Origin of the sequence: Shewanella vaxholmensis (assembly GCF_031932135.1) — a bacterium.
Classification (GTDB): domain Bacteria; phylum Pseudomonadota; class Gammaproteobacteria; order Enterobacterales; family Shewanellaceae; genus Shewanella; species Shewanella hafniensis.
Genome location: NZ_JAUOEV010000016.1, coordinates 61188 through 77363 on the forward strand (window position 1 = coordinate 61188; position 16176 = coordinate 77363).

General features: G+C 46.3%; 14 protein-coding genes. 10 read left to right on the forward strand and 4 right to left on the reverse strand.

Annotated elements, in window-relative coordinates; all coding sequences use genetic code 11:
• Positions 1–93 precede the first annotated feature (93 nt).
• From Q4Q46_RS14295 to Q4Q46_RS14305, 3 genes are all read left to right on the forward strand, one after another.
• Positions 94–930 carry a mechanosensitive ion channel family protein gene (locus tag Q4Q46_RS14295; protein WP_311906287.1) on the forward strand — a complete coding sequence of 279 codons (837 nt, stop codon included), beginning with the start codon at positions 94–96 and terminating at the stop codon, positions 928–930.
• A 118-nt stretch (positions 931–1048) separates the two neighbouring features.
• The gene (locus Q4Q46_RS14300; protein ID WP_311906288.1) at positions 1049–2587 is read left to right on the forward strand and encodes an SEL1-like repeat protein; all 1539 of its coding nucleotides are present in this window, start codon (positions 1049–1051) and stop codon (positions 2585–2587) included.
• Positions 2588–2819: 232 nt separating this feature from the next.
• The gene (locus Q4Q46_RS14305; protein WP_311906289.1) at positions 2820–3596 is read left to right on the forward strand and encodes a substrate-binding periplasmic protein; all 777 of its coding nucleotides are present in this window, start codon (positions 2820–2822) and stop codon (positions 3594–3596) included.
• Between the two features lie 33 nt (positions 3597–3629).
• Here Q4Q46_RS14305 and Q4Q46_RS14310 read toward each other — a convergent pair whose 3' ends face one another.
• Positions 3630–4469 carry a LysR family transcriptional regulator gene (locus tag Q4Q46_RS14310; RefSeq protein ID WP_311900987.1) on the reverse strand — a complete coding sequence of 280 codons (840 nt, stop codon included), beginning with the start codon at positions 4467–4469 and terminating at the stop codon, positions 3630–3632.
• 189 nt (positions 4470–4658) lie between these two features.
• Here Q4Q46_RS14310 and Q4Q46_RS14315 point away from each other — a divergent pair, with 189 nt between their 5' ends.
• From Q4Q46_RS14315 to Q4Q46_RS14335, 5 genes are all read left to right on the forward strand, one after another.
• A complete protein-coding gene (locus tag Q4Q46_RS14315; RefSeq protein WP_311906290.1) occupies positions 4659–5390 on the forward strand; it encodes an SDR family oxidoreductase in 732 nt (243 codons plus the stop codon).
• A 489-nt stretch (positions 5391–5879) separates the two neighbouring features.
• Positions 5880–6209 carry a cytochrome c gene (locus Q4Q46_RS14320; RefSeq protein ID WP_006087070.1) on the forward strand — a complete coding sequence of 110 codons (330 nt, stop codon included), beginning with the start codon at positions 5880–5882 and terminating at the stop codon, positions 6207–6209.
• A 193-nt stretch (positions 6210–6402) separates the two neighbouring features.
• Positions 6403–8127, forward strand: coding sequence for a DUF3373 domain-containing protein (locus tag Q4Q46_RS14325; RefSeq protein WP_311906291.1), 1725 nt, complete (start codon positions 6403–6405; stop codon positions 8125–8127).
• A gap of 55 nt (positions 8128–8182) precedes the next feature.
• Entirely contained in the window at positions 8183–9571 is a 1389-nt protein-coding gene (locus Q4Q46_RS14330) for a tetrathionate reductase family octaheme c-type cytochrome (RefSeq protein WP_311906292.1), read from the forward strand.
• 239 nt (positions 9572–9810) lie between these two features.
• Positions 9811–10971 carry a putative sulfate/molybdate transporter gene (locus Q4Q46_RS14335; RefSeq protein WP_311906293.1) on the forward strand — a complete coding sequence of 387 codons (1161 nt, stop codon included), beginning with the start codon at positions 9811–9813 and terminating at the stop codon, positions 10969–10971.
• A gap of 126 nt (positions 10972–11097) precedes the next feature.
• On the opposite strand, the gene Q4Q46_RS14340 is transcribed toward Q4Q46_RS14335, so the two are convergent.
• Genes Q4Q46_RS14340 through Q4Q46_RS14350 form a run of 3 tightly spaced genes read right to left on the reverse strand, consistent with a single transcriptional unit; the run spans position 11098 to position 13861 of the window.
• A complete protein-coding gene (locus tag Q4Q46_RS14340) occupies positions 11098–12090 on the reverse strand; it encodes a polysaccharide deacetylase family protein (RefSeq protein WP_311906294.1) in 993 nt (330 codons plus the stop codon).
• Positions 12087–12725 carry an ester cyclase gene (locus Q4Q46_RS14345; RefSeq protein WP_311906295.1) on the reverse strand — a complete coding sequence of 213 codons (639 nt, stop codon included), beginning with the start codon at positions 12723–12725 and terminating at the stop codon, positions 12087–12089. The genes Q4Q46_RS14340 and Q4Q46_RS14345 overlap by 4 nt, the downstream gene beginning before the upstream one ends.
• Entirely contained in the window at positions 12725–13861 is a 1137-nt protein-coding gene (locus Q4Q46_RS14350) for an alkene reductase (protein ID WP_311906296.1), read from the reverse strand. The genes Q4Q46_RS14345 and Q4Q46_RS14350 overlap by 1 nt, the downstream gene beginning before the upstream one ends.
• 111 nt (positions 13862–13972) lie before the next feature.
• Here Q4Q46_RS14350 and Q4Q46_RS14355 point away from each other — a divergent pair, with 111 nt between their 5' ends.
• Positions 13973–14884: a LysR family transcriptional regulator gene (locus tag Q4Q46_RS14355; RefSeq protein ID WP_311906297.1), complete on the forward strand. Its 912-nt coding sequence runs from the start codon at positions 13973–13975 to the stop codon at positions 14882–14884.
• Positions 14885–15292: 408 nt separating this feature from the next.
• Positions 15293–16120, forward strand: coding sequence for a hypothetical protein (locus Q4Q46_RS14360; protein ID WP_173496435.1), 828 nt, complete (start codon positions 15293–15295; stop codon positions 16118–16120).
• The last annotated feature ends 56 nt before the right edge of the window (positions 16121–16176 follow it).

The window sequence follows — 16176 nt, forward strand, 5'->3', positions numbered from 1 at the left end:
ACATGATACGCTTCACACATGCATGGCGAATAAGTATTTGATGGGATTTCTGCGCTATAATCGCACAGTTAAGTTTATTACAAGGATATCATAATGATAACACCTGGACTCGATCAGGAATTGCAGCAACTACAAGGCGTTTATCAGCTGATCACAGAGTTTCTAGTCACCTATAGCTTCCAATTGGTCGGCGCTTTGCTGATCTTTTTACTGGGGTTGTGGGTCGCCAGTAAGGCATCACGTTTAGTCGCGAAGCAGTTCGAAAAACACAATATTGACATTACCTTAAGCAATTTTGTCAGTAACCTTATCCGCATTCTGATCATCATCATGGTCGGGATTATCGCCCTCGGCAAAATTGGCATCAGCGTCACCCCTATGGTGGCAGCCATTGGCGCCGCCTCCTTAGGTGCTGGCTTAGCCTTGCAAGGCATGTTAGCCAACTATGCCGCCGGCGTGACCATTATCGTCACCCGTCCTTTCGTGGTGGGAAACACTATCGAAATCAAAGGGGAAAGCGGTGTCGTTAAACGTATCCACTTAGGCATGACCATACTCACCAATGAGGAAGGCGAGCAAATCAGCATTCCTAATAAGCATATCGTCGGTGAGATCCTGCATAATTCCTTTAGCAATAAACTGGTCGAAACCCAGTTCAATCTCAGTTACAACACAGATCCTGAACGGGCCATTAGTGTGATCACTGAATTATTGAGTAACAATCCCTATGTTTATCAAGAGACTGCACCCAATGTCGGCATCAATGGTTTTAATGCTATCGGGATTGAAATGGGAGTGCGCTATTGGGTGCCCACGCAAAGCTATTTTCAGCATAAATATAAGGTGAACTTAGCACTCTACAACGCCCTTAAGCAGGCGGGAATAGAGATTGCCTGCCCCATCAGAGAGATCCATCTGCAAGATAAATAACGCTAATGATCCTGGGGTTGACCGGCGTAGTCAGTCAGCCTAGCTCACATTGTAAACTTGCATTCTTGTACGAATTTACGTTTACTATGCTCCCAAATATCGATAGTGATGGATTACTATGTTGTTGATACTCATAATTATTGCTTTTGTTGTACTGTTTATTTTTTTCGCTAAATATCAAAAAAAACAAGCGCAAGCCGAAGCGCTTGCCGCAGGAGAGCCCAATGCGCTACTCCATCATGGCATCGCACTGATTAATAAAGATCAAGTGGAAGCTGGCTTAGATTTTATTCATCAAGCCGTGGATAAAGGGCTGGCAGTTGCGGCTATCACCCTTGCCGAATTATATTCGGGCCGATTCCCACAAATCCCTGCCGATCCCAAGGCATCTAACGATTGGTATAAAAAAGCGGCCGAACTCGATGCCCAATACTTATCACTGTTAACGCTATCGAATTTGCTTTCGCCTGAGGCGCAAACTCGGGAAGATCTAGAAATGCTGGAGGCTCAGCTCAAACCCAATGCTGAAGCAGGCGATGCCACGTTTCAGTATGAACTTGGGCTTTTATATGAAAGGCAGCCTCTACTCGATCCAGATGCGACTCAAGCCATTAATTGGTTTGAAAAAGCCGCAGCCCAACAACATCCAGATGCCGATTACCACCTAGGGGCGCTTTATTGGCATGATGGACGCGTTACTTCGGACTATTCCAAAGCACGGGAATACTTTGAAAAATCCGCCGCCGCTGGTGATGAATTAGCAAAAGATGATCTAGGGCATATGCTTGCCGCAGGCCAAGGTGGACCTAAAGATTTAGCGCGTGCAGAGGCATTACTTAGCGAGCGCGCCGCAGACGATGATTTCCGCCAGTATTATCTTGGTAAACGTTTCCTCTACGGTGAAGATTTTGCTGTCGACTATGACAAGGCGCGCCATTGGTTAAGCCAATCTGTCGCTAGAGGTAATGACTTCGCTAAGATTGAATTTGCTCATCTTTTACTGAAAGCGCCACAAAATGAAAGTGATTACCAACAGGCTAAAATTGACTTTGAAGAATTCGCACTTAAGTGGAATGAAGACGCACTGCTAGGCCTAGGCAAGATTTATGAGCAAGGTTTAGGCGTGAGTCGCCAACCGATTAAAGCGTTAATGTATTACCAGCTCGCGGCCATGAGCAATAGAGCCGATCATCTAAAAGAATTAGCCAGATTGAGTCAGCAACTAGGCACCTTAGAGATAAGAGAGGCCGAGCGGCTGCGTGACAGTTTCTTGCATCAGTATCCAATCCCCGCTGAGCAACAACAATATTTTTATTCCTATAAGGCTGAATCATTTTTAAGTGGTGAAAAACCCACTCAAGAGGCTCTACAGGCAGCAGAAACTTGGTACATCAAATCGGCAGAGCTAGGTAATGAAATTGCTATGCGGGAACTGGTCAATATTTACAGCGCGGAGCGATTAAACAAGCCAGTACAAGTGTTTATTTGGTCTAGTTTATTGCTACGTCATTTTGGTAAATACGGGATGAATAGCGCTCAACGACTCCATCAAACCAGCGCAAAATCATGCTTAACAGAATCCGAACTTGCCTACGCCGAAACTCAAATTGAGGCCATTGAAACCCAATTTATGCCCTATCTTGAGTTAGAAAGGTAAGTTTCCCAGCAGCGAATGAGTCCCAGAAAAGGTTTGGCCAAATTAAATAAGCCAAACCTTTTACTGATAAAATAGAGTGCATTTATAATTACTTAAAAAGCACAGTGGATTTATAAGCACTACAATCATTGTATTCACTAAACCTGTACGGCTAAATGACTAAACATAAAACCTAGTCGGATTAACTGTCCAGCCCGATAATTAAAACTGACCATTTTAATAGGCAAGATGAATGAGGCTGATACTGATAATCGTCATTTCATGCTTATTTCTGCCCCAAGCGAGAGCAGAAACCTCTGCTATTGTCTGGCAAGCACACTGCCGCGATAGGCATCCAGTTATTTATATCGAAAAGGGTGAGTGTAAAGGCCCTGGTGCAGCTGTCATCAATCAAGTCATCGCCCGTCTAGGTCACAAGGTAAATTGGAGTAATGTGCCTTGGGCACGCACGATAAAAGTCGCCGAAACGGGACAAGTCGACCTCATTCCCGTCCATTCGATGACACCCGAGCGCAACGATTTTCTGGACCCTATGCTACTGGGCTACGACAAGCGCTACGTCTATTACTTTGCCCTTGCGAATCGACAGCTTGAGGCCAAAAATTTCGATGAATTAAAGCCTTATATCATTGGCGCACTCAGAGGCGCTTTTTACTGTCCGCAGTTCAATGACAATCAAAACCAACTAAAAGTGTCTTTTGTTAATGATAACGGTCAGTTAATCAATATGTTGAAGGCTGGACGTATCGATTTAGCCATCACCTCTGAACAACATGAAATGCAATTCTTTGCTAACGATCCCCAGCTTAAGCAAATGGAATACGTCGACATCAGCAAGAACGGTCGCTATTTCAGCATTCCGCTCATGTCGCCGCTGCATCAATATGCCAAGCAAGTTCACCAGATAGTCAACGATATGCGCACCTCAGGTGAAATCACTCGGCTATTTGAGTCCTATGGCGTCGAGCCTCCGCTTAATCTCACTGAATCGCCCTTAGCGACTCACTGATCTGAATACTGATAACCCAAAACTAACTTGGAATTAATTCGCGCGTGCGGCTAAATGCCGTAACAAGGCTGCCAGCGTTGGCGCAATCGTCTGATGGGACGGGTAACACAGACCAATACGACGAAACATTCTCGGACCATCAAATTTTACTTGCTTGAGTCTAGGCTCATCCTCAATTAAACCATCGGGTAAAAAACTCACCCCAAATCCAGCCAACACCAGCGACATCACGAGAGACTTAGATTCGGCCTTAGCGACTAAATTGAGCGACATATTGCTGCACGCCAGTAAACCTATCGTCTGCTGATGAGCTTCACAGGGTGGACACTCGATAAAGTCAAAACCATTTAGCTGCTCGGGGCGTAGGCTATCGACTTGGGCGAGGGCATGCTCCTTGGGGACGCACAGCACATAATCTTCTTCCCATAGCGGGAAAAACACTTCATCTTCATGGCGTAAACTGTCGATAGTTAAACGACAATCTGCGGGGCTTTGGTAATCCACCAGCTCCAGATCTAGCTTCTCAATGGCTTGATTCACCTGCTGTAAAAATCCCGCCAAACGCCGCTGACTGAGATCTGGCATCACAGCCAAACGTAGCTTTTGCCGGCTCGCCTTCGCCATAAACAGACCCGGCAATTTACTCGCCTCCTCGACTAATTTAACCGCCAAAGGATACAAATAATGGGCGCTATCTAAGGGTTTAACGCCTTTCTTACTACGCTCAAATAGCTGGCCGCCTAACTCTTCTTCCAATTGCTTTAAGCCAGCTGACAATGAAGGCTGGCTCACAAAGCAACGGTTAGCCGCTGCGGTGATATTGTTCTCTTCAAAAATTGCGATAAAGAAACGCAGTAAACGTAAATCAACCATTTTATCTTCTCCGACAACGGCGAATTAGTACAAAGTTCGATAATAGTGTCATAGGCTGAGACTATCATATCCAGCTGGAATAAGTATTTTTCGGCTAAAAATCCCCAGCCTATACTGATTGCCAACTTAAAGACGCCGAACAACAGTTTGTTTACGGCTCAGATTGGCTTCAATTAATAGGAAATACTAATGAATCAAGTTACTAAATCACTGGTTGTCATCACGGGCGCTTCATCGGGTATTGGCGCCGCTATGGCCAAAAGTTTTAGCGCCGCAGGCCACCCACTGTTATTACTGGCACGCCGGGTTGAAGCAATGCAAGCACTTGAATTACCTAACAGCCTCTCTATCAGCGTCGATGTCACCGACACTGCAGCCATTAAAACCGCCATAACTCAAGCAGAAGCACAATTTGGCCCTGTCGGCTGTCTTATCAATAACGCGGGTGTGATGTTGCTGGGTCAGATCGATGTGCAAGATCCTAACGAATGGAGCCGCATGCTCAATATCAATGTGATGGGCGTGCTTAATGGCATTCATGCGGTATTAGCCGACATGAAAGCTCGCAAAACTGGCACTATCATTAATATCAGCTCAGTGGCGGGGCGTAAAACCTTTCCAAACCACGCAGCTTACTGCGCCACTAAATTTGCCGTGCACGCCTTAACAGAAAACATTCGTGAAGAAGTCGCCATGGATGACGTACGCCTTATCACTATCGCCCCCGGCGCAGTAGAAACTGAGTTGCTAAGTCATACCACCAGCGATGACATTAAAGCCGGTTACCATGACTGGAAAGAAGAAATGGGCGGCGTTATCGCGCCTGAAAACGTCGCCGCTGCCGCACTGTTTGCATGGCAACAACCGCAAAATGTGTGCGTACGCGAAATCGTTTTAGCGCCAACACGCCAACAACCTTAATCCGTCCCGAGTCCGTATTCGCCTAGACTGTTTAGGCGAATACGGCTCAGAAACACTCATCAACCCAAGCCAAAAAACAAAAAATGTCAGATCATGCTCTAGCATTTATAGCTTAGTGCCACATCCCGCAACCATCTCGCTAATTTTAAAATAGCTACTTTAGTTAATGCATATTTTACAAAGTGTTAGCTAAATCACAGTCGCTTTTGGCGTGTTAAGTACCAAACACGACAGGTAAAATCGACATGGCTAATTTAGCTAAAAAATCAACCTATTGGTTTTACTGAAATAAAAATGGCGTAAACCGCGACAAAATACAGTCAATTAGATTTTTATCAATGAATTTTTTATCAATTAGATTTTTTTAATGGAAGTGATGCACCTCAAATTTACTCACTGTGGTTTTTGATAAATTTGTTCACAAGGCGGAATCAATAAAAACACTTCGCCAACAAAGTTATACAAATGGCCACAAAAGTAAGGAATGAGATGATGAAAACATTAACCAAGATAGCAATAGCAATGGCCGTAATAGGCAGCTTAGGTATCAATGCCTACGCAGCAGACGGTGGTAACCCAAAGAAAGGTAAACATTTATACAAAAAAGAATGTAAAGCCTGCCATAGCCAAGGTGGCGAAGGCGGTGAACTTACCCCTATGACCAAGACAATGAGCCAATGGGATCGCTTCTTTGATAAAGATAAGCACAAACTCAAACCAGAGGTATTCAACGGCTTCACAGAACAAGACCTCAAGGACATACAGCAATTTTTGTATGACCACGCCGCCGACTCAGACCAACCACAAACCTGCGGCTGATCTCTGCCAATTTAACGGCCTAAGGCAATGGTAGAAAGCAGCCCTGCAACTGCGACCTAACTCATTGACTTAAAGAATTTAAAAACCCAATGCGAGAAAAATGGGGAAACACCTCAGGGACTCCTATTGGGTAAATTTGGCGAAATGCTTCTTAGCGAGATAGCGCCAACAGAAAAACTCAGGGAGAAACCTTATGCGTACCCTTATCTCAATACTCGTTGCTAATGCCTTGTTTATGTCGGGCCAAGCCCTTGCTGCACCGAACGATGTGCAAAGTGAAACGCAAAAAATTACCGAACTCAAGCAGCAACTTGCCGATATTACCGAGCAATTGGATGACCTTAATGATCGCGTAGATAAAACCGAGCGACACACATCATTAGATCGACTTGAAATTACAGGTGATTTCCGCACTAAAGCCCATTCATTGCATTTCCAAGATGTGGTTTGGAGCCCTGCGATGAAGGTTAACTTCAACGACTTTGGCGCCAAAGCTATGTCGGGCGCCTTTGGCATGCCCAACGATCTAAATTCGCCTCTTGGCAAAATGATGCAAGCCAATCCAGACCTTGCCGCCGCCTTCCAAAATGGCATGTTGCAGGGCGTGATGCCCTATGTGCTCGCCCCCCAAAGCGTGCAGGACATAGATAACGACATCTACTACACCACTCGACTGCGCCTCAACCTTAAGGCAAAAGTATGGGATAACGTCAGCTTTGCTGGCCGTCTCAGTATGTTCAAAAACTGGGGCGACTCCACAGGAGTGCAAGTGTTTGACTCTTGGCGATCTTTCACTATGGATGGCACCAGCAGCGGCAATACCAGTGGCGACTGGTTGCGGGTCGAACGCGCCTATTTTGACTGGAAAAAAATCAACGGCTCCGAGTTTTATCTCTCCATTGGCCGTCGCCCTTCAACCTATGGCCCACCAAGCCACTACCGTGAAAACGAGCTACGTGGCGGCACGCCTTCAGGCCATTTAGTTAACTTCAACTTCGATGGCGCCACCCTAGGTTATAACCTAGGGGAAATCACCGGGGTTGAAGGGCAAGTTGTCCGTTTTTGTTACGGCCAAGGCTTTGAATCCCAATGGGGCAATGGCGAAATGTTTGGTGACATAGTCACTAAAGATACCCACCTCGGTGGTTTTAATATCGATGCCATCAACGATGGCACCAACTTCCTCCAGTTCACCCTGTTTGGCGCTAAAGATGTGAATGACGGCTTTAAAGGCACTATGGCCTTCCCGACTCAGCTGGCGGGCATTTTCGCTCCGACCATGTACCAAGATATGCAAAAGTTCGACAATTTTAACTTTGTTACCCGAGTACAACCCAGCGGTGTGATGGGTGACATGTACCTAGGCGGGATTGGCTTTGCACGGGAAGAAGCAAACGATATTAAATGGTTTGCCTCACTCGGCTGGACTCGCGCCGAGCCCAATGGCAACGCAGGTATGTTTGGTGGCATGTTATCCGATGCTATCTTCGAGGCTGAGTTAAATAGCACTGGTACTGAGATCATCATGGTGCCTAAAACCAGTGACGATAGTGATACCAAAGACGGTTACGGCATTTATGTCGGCGTACAAATTCCTGCACCCTACGGCAAGTTTGGTCTGGAATATAACTATGGTTCTAAATATTGGACACCCTTCACCCAAGCCCAAGACGACCCTATCGGTAGCAAACTTGCCACCCGTGGTCATGTGGCCGAAGCCTATTATATCTTTGATATCAATCCAAAAATGTTTATCAAATTGGCCGGGCTTTACTACGACTATGAATACACAGGTAGCGGCACACCTGTGGGTGCTCCGCAAAAAATTGATGATGTGTTAGCAGGTTCGGCTTACTCCATGTTGCCTGTGGTCGATACCGCCTTCGACATGAACGCCTCACTCACAATTAACTTCTAATCCGTCATAAATAACAGCTATCAGCCCTCGGTCAAGCCGAGGGTGGGAGTAAAAAATGAGAAGACTCTTACTTATTGCCTTGGCGGGTATGACATTAAATACCTATGCCGCTAATCCCCATAAAGAGGTGCTCGAGGGCCCCTTTGCGACGGGTACGCAAGTCACGGCACAATGTTTAGTGTGCCATGAAGACCAAGCCACAGACGTTATGAAAACCTCCCACTGGACTTGGGAGTTAGAACAAAAGCTGCCCGACAGAACCGTACTTAGGGGCAAAAAGAACAGTATCAATAACTTCTGCACCTCAATTTCAGGCAACGAACCTCGCTGTACCAGCTGCCATGCGGGCTACGGCTGGAAAGATAACGATTTTGATTTTAAAGATAAAACTAAAGTTGATTGCCTTGTCTGCCACGATACGACTGGAACTTATGTAAAAGATCCTGCAGGCGCGGGCGAGCCAATGGCAAAACTCGACTTAGCTAAAATCGCCCAAAATGTAGGTAAGCCAGTTCGCGACAACTGCGGCAGTTGCCACTTCTATGGCGGTGGTGGCGATGCGGTGAAACATGGCGATCTTGACTCTTCCATGTCTTACCCAGACAAAGCAACTGATGTGCACATGGATAGCGACGGTAATGACTTTCAATGTCAGAACTGCCACACCACTGAAAAACATCAGATATCGGGCAATGCGATGGGCGTATCTCCCGGTGGTGTAGATCATATTGGTTGTGAAAACTGCCACGACAGCGCACCGCACAGCAATAAGAAGCTCAACACTCATACGGCAACGGTTGCCTGTCAAACCTGTCATATCCCCTACTTTGCTAAGAGTGAACCCACAAAAATGCGTTGGGATTGGTCAACCGCAGGTGAGGATAAACCAGAAGCCGTAGACCAATACGGCAAACACACCTACCAGAAGAAAAAAGGCAACTTTGTCTGGGAGAAAATGGTGAAACCTCAATATGCTTGGTACAACGGTACAGCCAATGCGTACATGACAGGCGATAAAATGGACCCGAATGCCATCACTAAACTCACCTACCCCATAGGCGATATTAATGATGCTAAGGCTAAAATTTATCCCTTCAAAGTTCACACTGGTAAGCAAATTTACGACAAAAAACTCAATGTCTTTGTGACCGCTAAAGTCTATGGCAAAGGCGGTTACTGGAGCGATTTCGATTGGGGCTTAGCTGCCAAACTCGGAATGGAAGCCAACCCGACTATGGTAGAAAAAGGCCTGAAATACAGTGGCGAATATGGCTTTGCTGAAACAGAAATGTGGTGGCGTATCAACCATATGGTGTCACCTAAAGCACAGGCCTTAAATTGCAACGACTGCCATAACAAAGGCTCAAGACTCGATTGGCAAGCCCTAGGTTATCAAGGTGACCCAATGAAGAATAAACAAGGACCGAAACATAAACAACCTTAACTAGCCCGTTCCCTGCAATACCCTTTGAGATCTTAGTGTTTCACTAAGATCTCTTTTTTATGATGTTGCCACTCTGGCACAAACGCAGACATTTAGACTCAGCCAGTCTTCTACCTTGCCCCAGTTTGTCTCACTGGGTGACGCTTCACGGTAGTTTGACTCTGTCTATCCGCCAAATCATCTGATTTTTATGGCATTTATTTTGCGTAGTCATAGCGTGTTCAATTACGGCAATCAGTATGACCTCGGGCAAAATATCCCAAACAGTATTCCATCTTTCATTCAACCGTTTACTCGGTGAAACCAGTGGTGCCTTTGCCGACTTAGGCACTTTTTTGCCTTTGGTGTTGGGGCTGATTGCCCTCAATCAATTTTCACCCAAAGGAATTTTCCTAGGCTTTGGGCTATTCGCTATCTTAAGCGCGCTGTTTTACCGCCGCCCGATTCCGGTGCAACCGATGAAAGTCATCGCTGCACTGGTGATTGCTCAGGGCTTAACCCCAGGCATGTTGCAGGCAAGCGCCATGTTAATGGGTATTATCCTGTTAATTCTGGCCTTTAGCGGCGCCATTACTTGGTTAGCAAAACAGTTATCCCAAGCTGTGAGTGTGGGCATTCAACTCGCCATAGGTCTGCAACTGATGTGGATGGGCACTAAGATGATGAGTGAGTTTTGGCTGATTGGCGTGGGGGCATTTGTACTGTTATTTATCAGTAAATTTTTGCCGCTGCGCTACCTTGCCATGCCCTTAGTCATAGCAGCAGGGATGATTTGGCAGGCAAGTACACAAACTAATTTTGCCACTAACTTTGATATTCAAGCAGTGACAGCGCCATTTCAATTGGCGTGGCCGACGTCTGTTGAATGGACCTCTGCCGCCATTTTGTTGGTTTTGCCACAACTGGCATTAACCTTAACCAATGCGGTCATTGCCACGTCTGTAATGGCACAGGAAAAATTCCCTGAAGATGCCGCCAAGCTCACACCCAAAAACTTCGCCATTAGCTCAGGTCTTGCCAACTTATTGCTCGCGCCCTTTGGTGCCTCGGCCATGTGCCACGGTGCAGGGGGACTTGCGGTGCAATACCATTTTGGCGCCCGCACTTATCTGGCGCCGTTAATTTTTGGCAGCACCTGTTTAATGATCGCCCTGTGCTGGGGTAGCAATATCGCTTGGCTATTAAGCCTTATTCCTATGGCTATCCTCGGCAGTTTACTGACCACTGCTGGGCTGCAACTGGCGTGGTCGAAACGCTTAATCGATGGCAAGCCCTTCTGTATCTTTGTGATTTTATCCACAGCCGTCACTTGCCTTGCCATCAATGCCGCAGCGGGACTTGCCGTGGGGATAATTCTGGAGCAAGGTCGCCGCACTTGGGCCATGTTAGCCATGCGTTAATCGCTTTGAACCCGCAGTAATAAGGTTCCCAAAATCAAACAGCGCGTTATACAACGCGCTTTTTGTTAATCATTCAAACCTCTTCCAACTGCCATCAACGAGAGCGAGAGCGAGAGTGATAGCAGGCTAAAAGGTTCTTGCAGGATTGGTCGGCGTGTCCTTTTGCGCCAGCGCCCATTTAGCAATGGCATCTTTACGCATAAAGCCTACGTTAGTGTGACCTTTAGCGTACTGAATAAACTTATCTAAAGCGGTCACCAATCCAGGAGCGCCACCAATACGGTCGTGCACACTGATCGACATCATACGTCGCTGCGTCGAACCTTCTTGATAAAGCATATCGAACTCATCCTTTAGTTCCTGCAAAAAGGCCGCGGCCGTCATGGCCGTGTTGCCACCAAAACGTCCGATATCATTGTTACGTAAAGTGTAAGGCACAACCGCAAAAGGCTTATTTCCTACTGGGATAATTGAAGGCTCGTCCCGCGATAGGTCATCAATGTGATAAATAAAACCTAAGTCCTGCAAAATATTTAGGGTCTGAGTACTATGGCGCATCCAAAAGGCATTAAAACCTAAGGGGCGCTGACCAGTGATCCTTTGCAGCGTATCAATACTCGCCACATAGGAGGCGCGCTCCTCTGCTGGCGACATGCTGTATTGTGGCGTCCACGTTTGTCCGTGGCCAGAAATCTCATGCCCCTCATCTGCAACTTGTTTGGCAAGTTGAGGATGTAGCTCAGCGGCGCGCCCAACCATGTGAGAAGTCACCTTGATATTGTGCTTACGCCACAGACGCAGCAGCCTTGGAATGCCTTCGTTCATACCGTAATCGTACCAAGTCGGGGTGATGGTATCTGGATAGCCCTTTTCCATCGGCGGAAATGGCCCTTCGGCATTTTTATCTTGAGCACCTGCTTCAAACTGCATTGAGATTGAAATCACTAACTGCTCACCACTTGGCCAAAATATTTTGTTCATACCACTGTCACCTGAACTTTTGGAGTCATTTTCTAAGGTATCTAATGTGGGTAAACCAATAGCCAGTGCTGTTTGGCTTAGGCCGAACCCCGCAGCGATGGCGCCACCTGCCATTAAAAATCGTCGACGTTGATTCATGATTGAGCCCCTGCAGCTAATTGAGAAAATAGCGTTTGATAATCTTCGAGGTGCCAGTTATCTGTAATGAAACCATCCCGTACTCGATACATGTCAACAGCACGAAAATCGATTTTCTGCCCTTGGCCTTTTTGCTCACCAAAAACACCAGTGAAGCGGCCATTAAAACGCAGACGTACCACTGCACGATCGCCAACGACTAGCAAATGCTCAACTGAAACAGAGAGATCGGGGACCGCTGCCCTAAATGCCTTTGAGGCTTCGAGTGGACCCGTGATTCCCTGTGCGCGGCCAGCGGGCAGAGTACGGTCGATAAAACCAGTCGCCAATGCGCCGTGGGCAAAACTTGCATCGCCCGTATGCCAAAAACTGGCATATAACAAAGCGGCGCGGGCGATAGCTAGTGCCTGCGGTGATTCATCAGAAATCGTTTCCATTGCCGCCACTTTTGGCACTAATGTCGCTCGCACTTTAGCACTATCCTGTGTTGTTGCCCCTTGAGCAGCTAACGCATCCATGCTCAGACTTGCTAAGCTAAAACCCACAATTACAATACCAATAACGCCTGAAAACCATAAGCTTAGACTGAGCCATGCGGGATATCGCTGCACAGATAAACGGTTAACCCGATCCATTATGCCACCTCATCGTCAGCGGATCGGATGACGGCTCTCAATGCTTCGTTGTGTGTAGGATAATCGGTATAACCCGCCGCACTGCCGCCAAACAAGGGCCCTTTGTCGAAAGCAGATAAAGGCAATTGATGCATTAAACGGTAAGGCAAATCAGGATTGGCAATAAAAGGACGACCGAAGGCAACTAAGTCCGCATAACCGCTATCAATCACCTCATTGGCACGCGCTACATCGTAGCGACCCGCAACAATAATGCTGCCCCTAAAGACTTTACGCAGCTCGACTCTAAAGGATTCTGGCACCTTGGGCGCATCATCCCAATCCGCCTCTGAAAGATGTAAATATGCCACGCCCAATGCCGATAAATGCTTAGCCGCTAACAGAATAGTGTCTACAATTTCAGGACACGCCATATCTTTAAACGTCACGTAAGGGGCGAGGCGAACCCCGACTTTATTGGCACCAATTTTCGCACTCACGGCTTGGACAATTTCGAGTAAAAAACGAATGCGATTTTCCTGAGAACCGCCGTAGGCATCAGTTCTGTGGTTTGAATTGGTGCGTAAAAACTGGTCAATCAGATAACCATTGCCGCCGTGAATTTCGATGCCATCAAAACCCGCCGCAACCGCATTCACTCCCGCCTGTGCAAAATCGGCCACAACGCGGTCGATATCGGCTTGCACCATAGCCCTAGGTTCTGGGCAATCCACCATTTGCCCTTCAGGATGCGCTTCATCCACAATCCATACTTTAGTGCCAACGGGCGCAATGGCCGATGGCGCAATAGGGGCATTACCCTGCTGAAAAATCGGGTGCGATACCCGGCCAACATGCCAGATTTGATTGAAGATTTTACCGCCAGCCTGATGCACTGCCGCAGTGACTTTTTTCCAGCCCTCAATTTGCTCAGCGGTATACACGCCCGGCGTAAATGAATAGCCTTGACTGTCATCGGAGATTTGTGTCGCTTCTGTAATGATTAACCCCGCCGAGGCGCGCTGGGCATAATATTGCGCCATCAAGTCATTAGGAATATTGCCTGGCTGCATGGTACGCGCCCGAGTCATCGGGGCCATCACAATGCGATTGTTTAGCGCCAGTGACGCTAATTTGTAAGACATGAATAAACTCATACACACTCCGAACCAGAAATTAAGATGAAATATCAGTGGTGCAATTGTGCATTAGTTAATCTATGTTGATAATTAGGCTATTATTAAAATCATTTTCAAAAATAATTTGATATGTATCATTTAAACGATCTGCAATTAGCGCTGCGTATCGCAGCCTTAGAGAGTCTCTCGGCAGCCAGTAAAGAAATCGGCATGACGCCGGCAGCGGCAAGTGCCGCGCTGCAGAGATTAGAGAAAAAGCTAGGATGTCAGCTATTTGCTCGCTCAACGCGGCGCTTACAGCTCACAGAAGAAGGGCGGATCTTTCTCGATTCGGCGAAACCCGCACTGGCGATTCTCGAAACCGCCAGCGCCAATTTAGCCGAACACAGGGGTGAGCTTAAGGGCGAAGTGCGTCTCGCCTTGCCTTCGGATATCGGTCGCAGTCAGATCCGTGCTTGGCTCGATGAATTAATGGACAGCGCCCCAGAACTGACAGTGCAGCTGTATTTTGGCGATCATATGACAGACTTAATCGACCAAAATATCCATTTGGCTTTGCGCTATGGTCAACTTGACGACTCAAACCTTAAAAGGCGTCAGCTAGCCATGACCCCAAGGGTACTGGTCGCCTCACCCGCTTATCTGGCACAACACGGCACACCAAGTACACTAAATGAACTCAGTCAACATGCTGTGCTGATTTTAAATCGCGGCGGTGAGCCGTGGCAAAAATGGAAGTTAAGTCATAACGGCGCCCCCGTTGAAATCGAAGTCAAGGGTAAACGTTTCTGTAACGATGGCGCAGTGATCCGCGACTGGGCACTCTCAGGTCGTGGAATTGCCTATAAGAGTTGGCTCGATGTGGCGCAAGATGTGACCGAAGGCAGACTTCACTTAGTGCTAGCCGATAAAATAGCCCCACCGATCCCACTGCAATTGGTATACCTACAAACCGATTATCCCAGCCATAAGGTCCGTCGCACCATAGAGTTTTTAGTAGAAAAGCTTGGTCAGTTCGCCCAAAACTATCCACTGCCCTAAATTGCAAACGTCCAAAGTATCCTAATAGAAAACCACGATAAACAAGTGGTCATGTGAAGAAAATAACCACCATCAAGTCGTTGCTAGATGATAGAAAACTAAAAGTAAATATGCTTTATAGGTTTAATGTCGTTGAGATGATGTAGTACCTGTGTCAACCAAAATGTAAGGCCAGAATACTCGAAATCAACGTCACTAATAATGCAAACGTAATGATAAAGCTAAAACAATATCAAGCAATTACCACCCAAGTTGTATAAAAACCACTACCCTGTCAAAACAAATTCCTATAGCATCATTCACACCAATTAACATCGTCGTAGTAGCCAAGTCGAACAAGTGATTTATGTCTCGCAAACAACGCTACACATTAATACTCAGACGTTAAGTGAAAGCATTAATTCGAATATGGATAAGAAAGCGAAGAAAATATTATTCTCCACCTACTGGAAAAATGGATGGATAGACTCAAAAGATAGACTCTTATCTGATGGAGATTTTGAGTACGCAAAGTCACAAGGATTGATGTTTGATCCGATTTCGATTTCTCATGATGACTGCATAGATACCATTGCAAAAATAGTAAAAACAATATCCAGAGCACAAATTGCTAAAGGTTTTTTAAGTAGCCTGACAACTCGCCGCTTAGACTTAAGATCTTCTTTATCATCCTATTCAATTGCCAAAAATATCCCAGAGCATAAATATACACCCGTTATATCCGGCACTTCATATTCCGACGGAAAACCAACTTCACACTCCTACACCTGCGGTGTATGCCGAGACAGCAAATACGGGATAAGGGGCAGTCACAACTATAACAACACAGATATAAACGTATTGAATTTCGAGCGTATCAAATGGGGTGGTGTCCGTCATGGCGATATTTTATATACATATTTTGACTTAAACCAATTTATAAATACGGATATCCCTGACCCAACTGATGAAGACTTAAATTGTTTCAAAGAAATATTAAGCACTATCGAAAGTTCGGAACCTACTGATTATCCCAGTGCCCTTGAAAAAAGATTGGCTAAGGTCGTAAAGTCCAGTAAAGCAGAAAGGCAGGTATTAATAGAGATTTTAGCCAGTATTGGAGTGTTACGACCAAGGAGCTACAATCGCCCTTCTAAAGGCAAAAATGACTGGGTGTTCGCTGAGTATTGGCGAGGTGAAGATAAATACTGCCATAAAACTGTCGATGAATATTTTGGTAAATATCTACAGTTATGAATGAAGTGGATCAGAGATCAAGCGATGGCTTTCCCCCCAAAAACTAACCGCAAATA

Excerpts from the sequence above, each read along its gene's own strand:
- Q4Q46_RS14295 (WP_311906287.1), top strand. The coding sequence starts at position 94 with ATGATAACACCTGGACTCGATCAGGAATTGCAGCAACTACAAGGCGTT.
- Q4Q46_RS14300 (WP_311906288.1), top strand. The coding sequence starts at position 1,049 with ATGTTGTTGATACTCATAATTATTGCTTTTGTTGTACTGTTTATTTTT.
- Q4Q46_RS14305 (WP_311906289.1), top strand. The coding sequence starts at position 2,820 with ATGAGGCTGATACTGATAATCGTCATTTCATGCTTATTTCTGCCCCAA.
- Q4Q46_RS14310 (WP_311900987.1), bottom strand. The coding sequence starts at position 4,469 with ATGGTTGATTTACGTTTACTGCGTTTCTTTATCGCAATTTTTGAAGAG.
- Q4Q46_RS14315 (WP_311906290.1), top strand. The coding sequence starts at position 4,659 with ATGAATCAAGTTACTAAATCACTGGTTGTCATCACGGGCGCTTCATCG.
- Q4Q46_RS14320 (WP_006087070.1), top strand. The coding sequence starts at position 5,880 with ATGATGAAAACATTAACCAAGATAGCAATAGCAATGGCCGTAATAGGC.
- Q4Q46_RS14325 (WP_311906291.1), top strand. The coding sequence starts at position 6,403 with ATGCGTACCCTTATCTCAATACTCGTTGCTAATGCCTTGTTTATGTCG.
- Q4Q46_RS14330 (WP_311906292.1), top strand. The coding sequence starts at position 8,183 with ATGAGAAGACTCTTACTTATTGCCTTGGCGGGTATGACATTAAATACC.
- Q4Q46_RS14335 (WP_311906293.1), top strand. The coding sequence starts at position 9,811 with ATGACCTCGGGCAAAATATCCCAAACAGTATTCCATCTTTCATTCAAC.
- Q4Q46_RS14340 (WP_311906294.1), bottom strand. The coding sequence starts at position 12,090 with ATGAATCAACGTCGACGATTTTTAATGGCAGGTGGCGCCATCGCTGCG.
- Q4Q46_RS14345 (WP_311906295.1), bottom strand. The coding sequence starts at position 12,725 with ATGGATCGGGTTAACCGTTTATCTGTGCAGCGATATCCCGCATGGCTC.
- Q4Q46_RS14350 (WP_311906296.1), bottom strand. The coding sequence starts at position 13,861 with ATGAGTTTATTCATGTCTTACAAATTAGCGTCACTGGCGCTAAACAAT.
- Q4Q46_RS14355 (WP_311906297.1), top strand. The coding sequence starts at position 13,973 with ATGTATCATTTAAACGATCTGCAATTAGCGCTGCGTATCGCAGCCTTA.
- Q4Q46_RS14360 (WP_173496435.1), top strand. The coding sequence starts at position 15,293 with ATGGATAAGAAAGCGAAGAAAATATTATTCTCCACCTACTGGAAAAAT.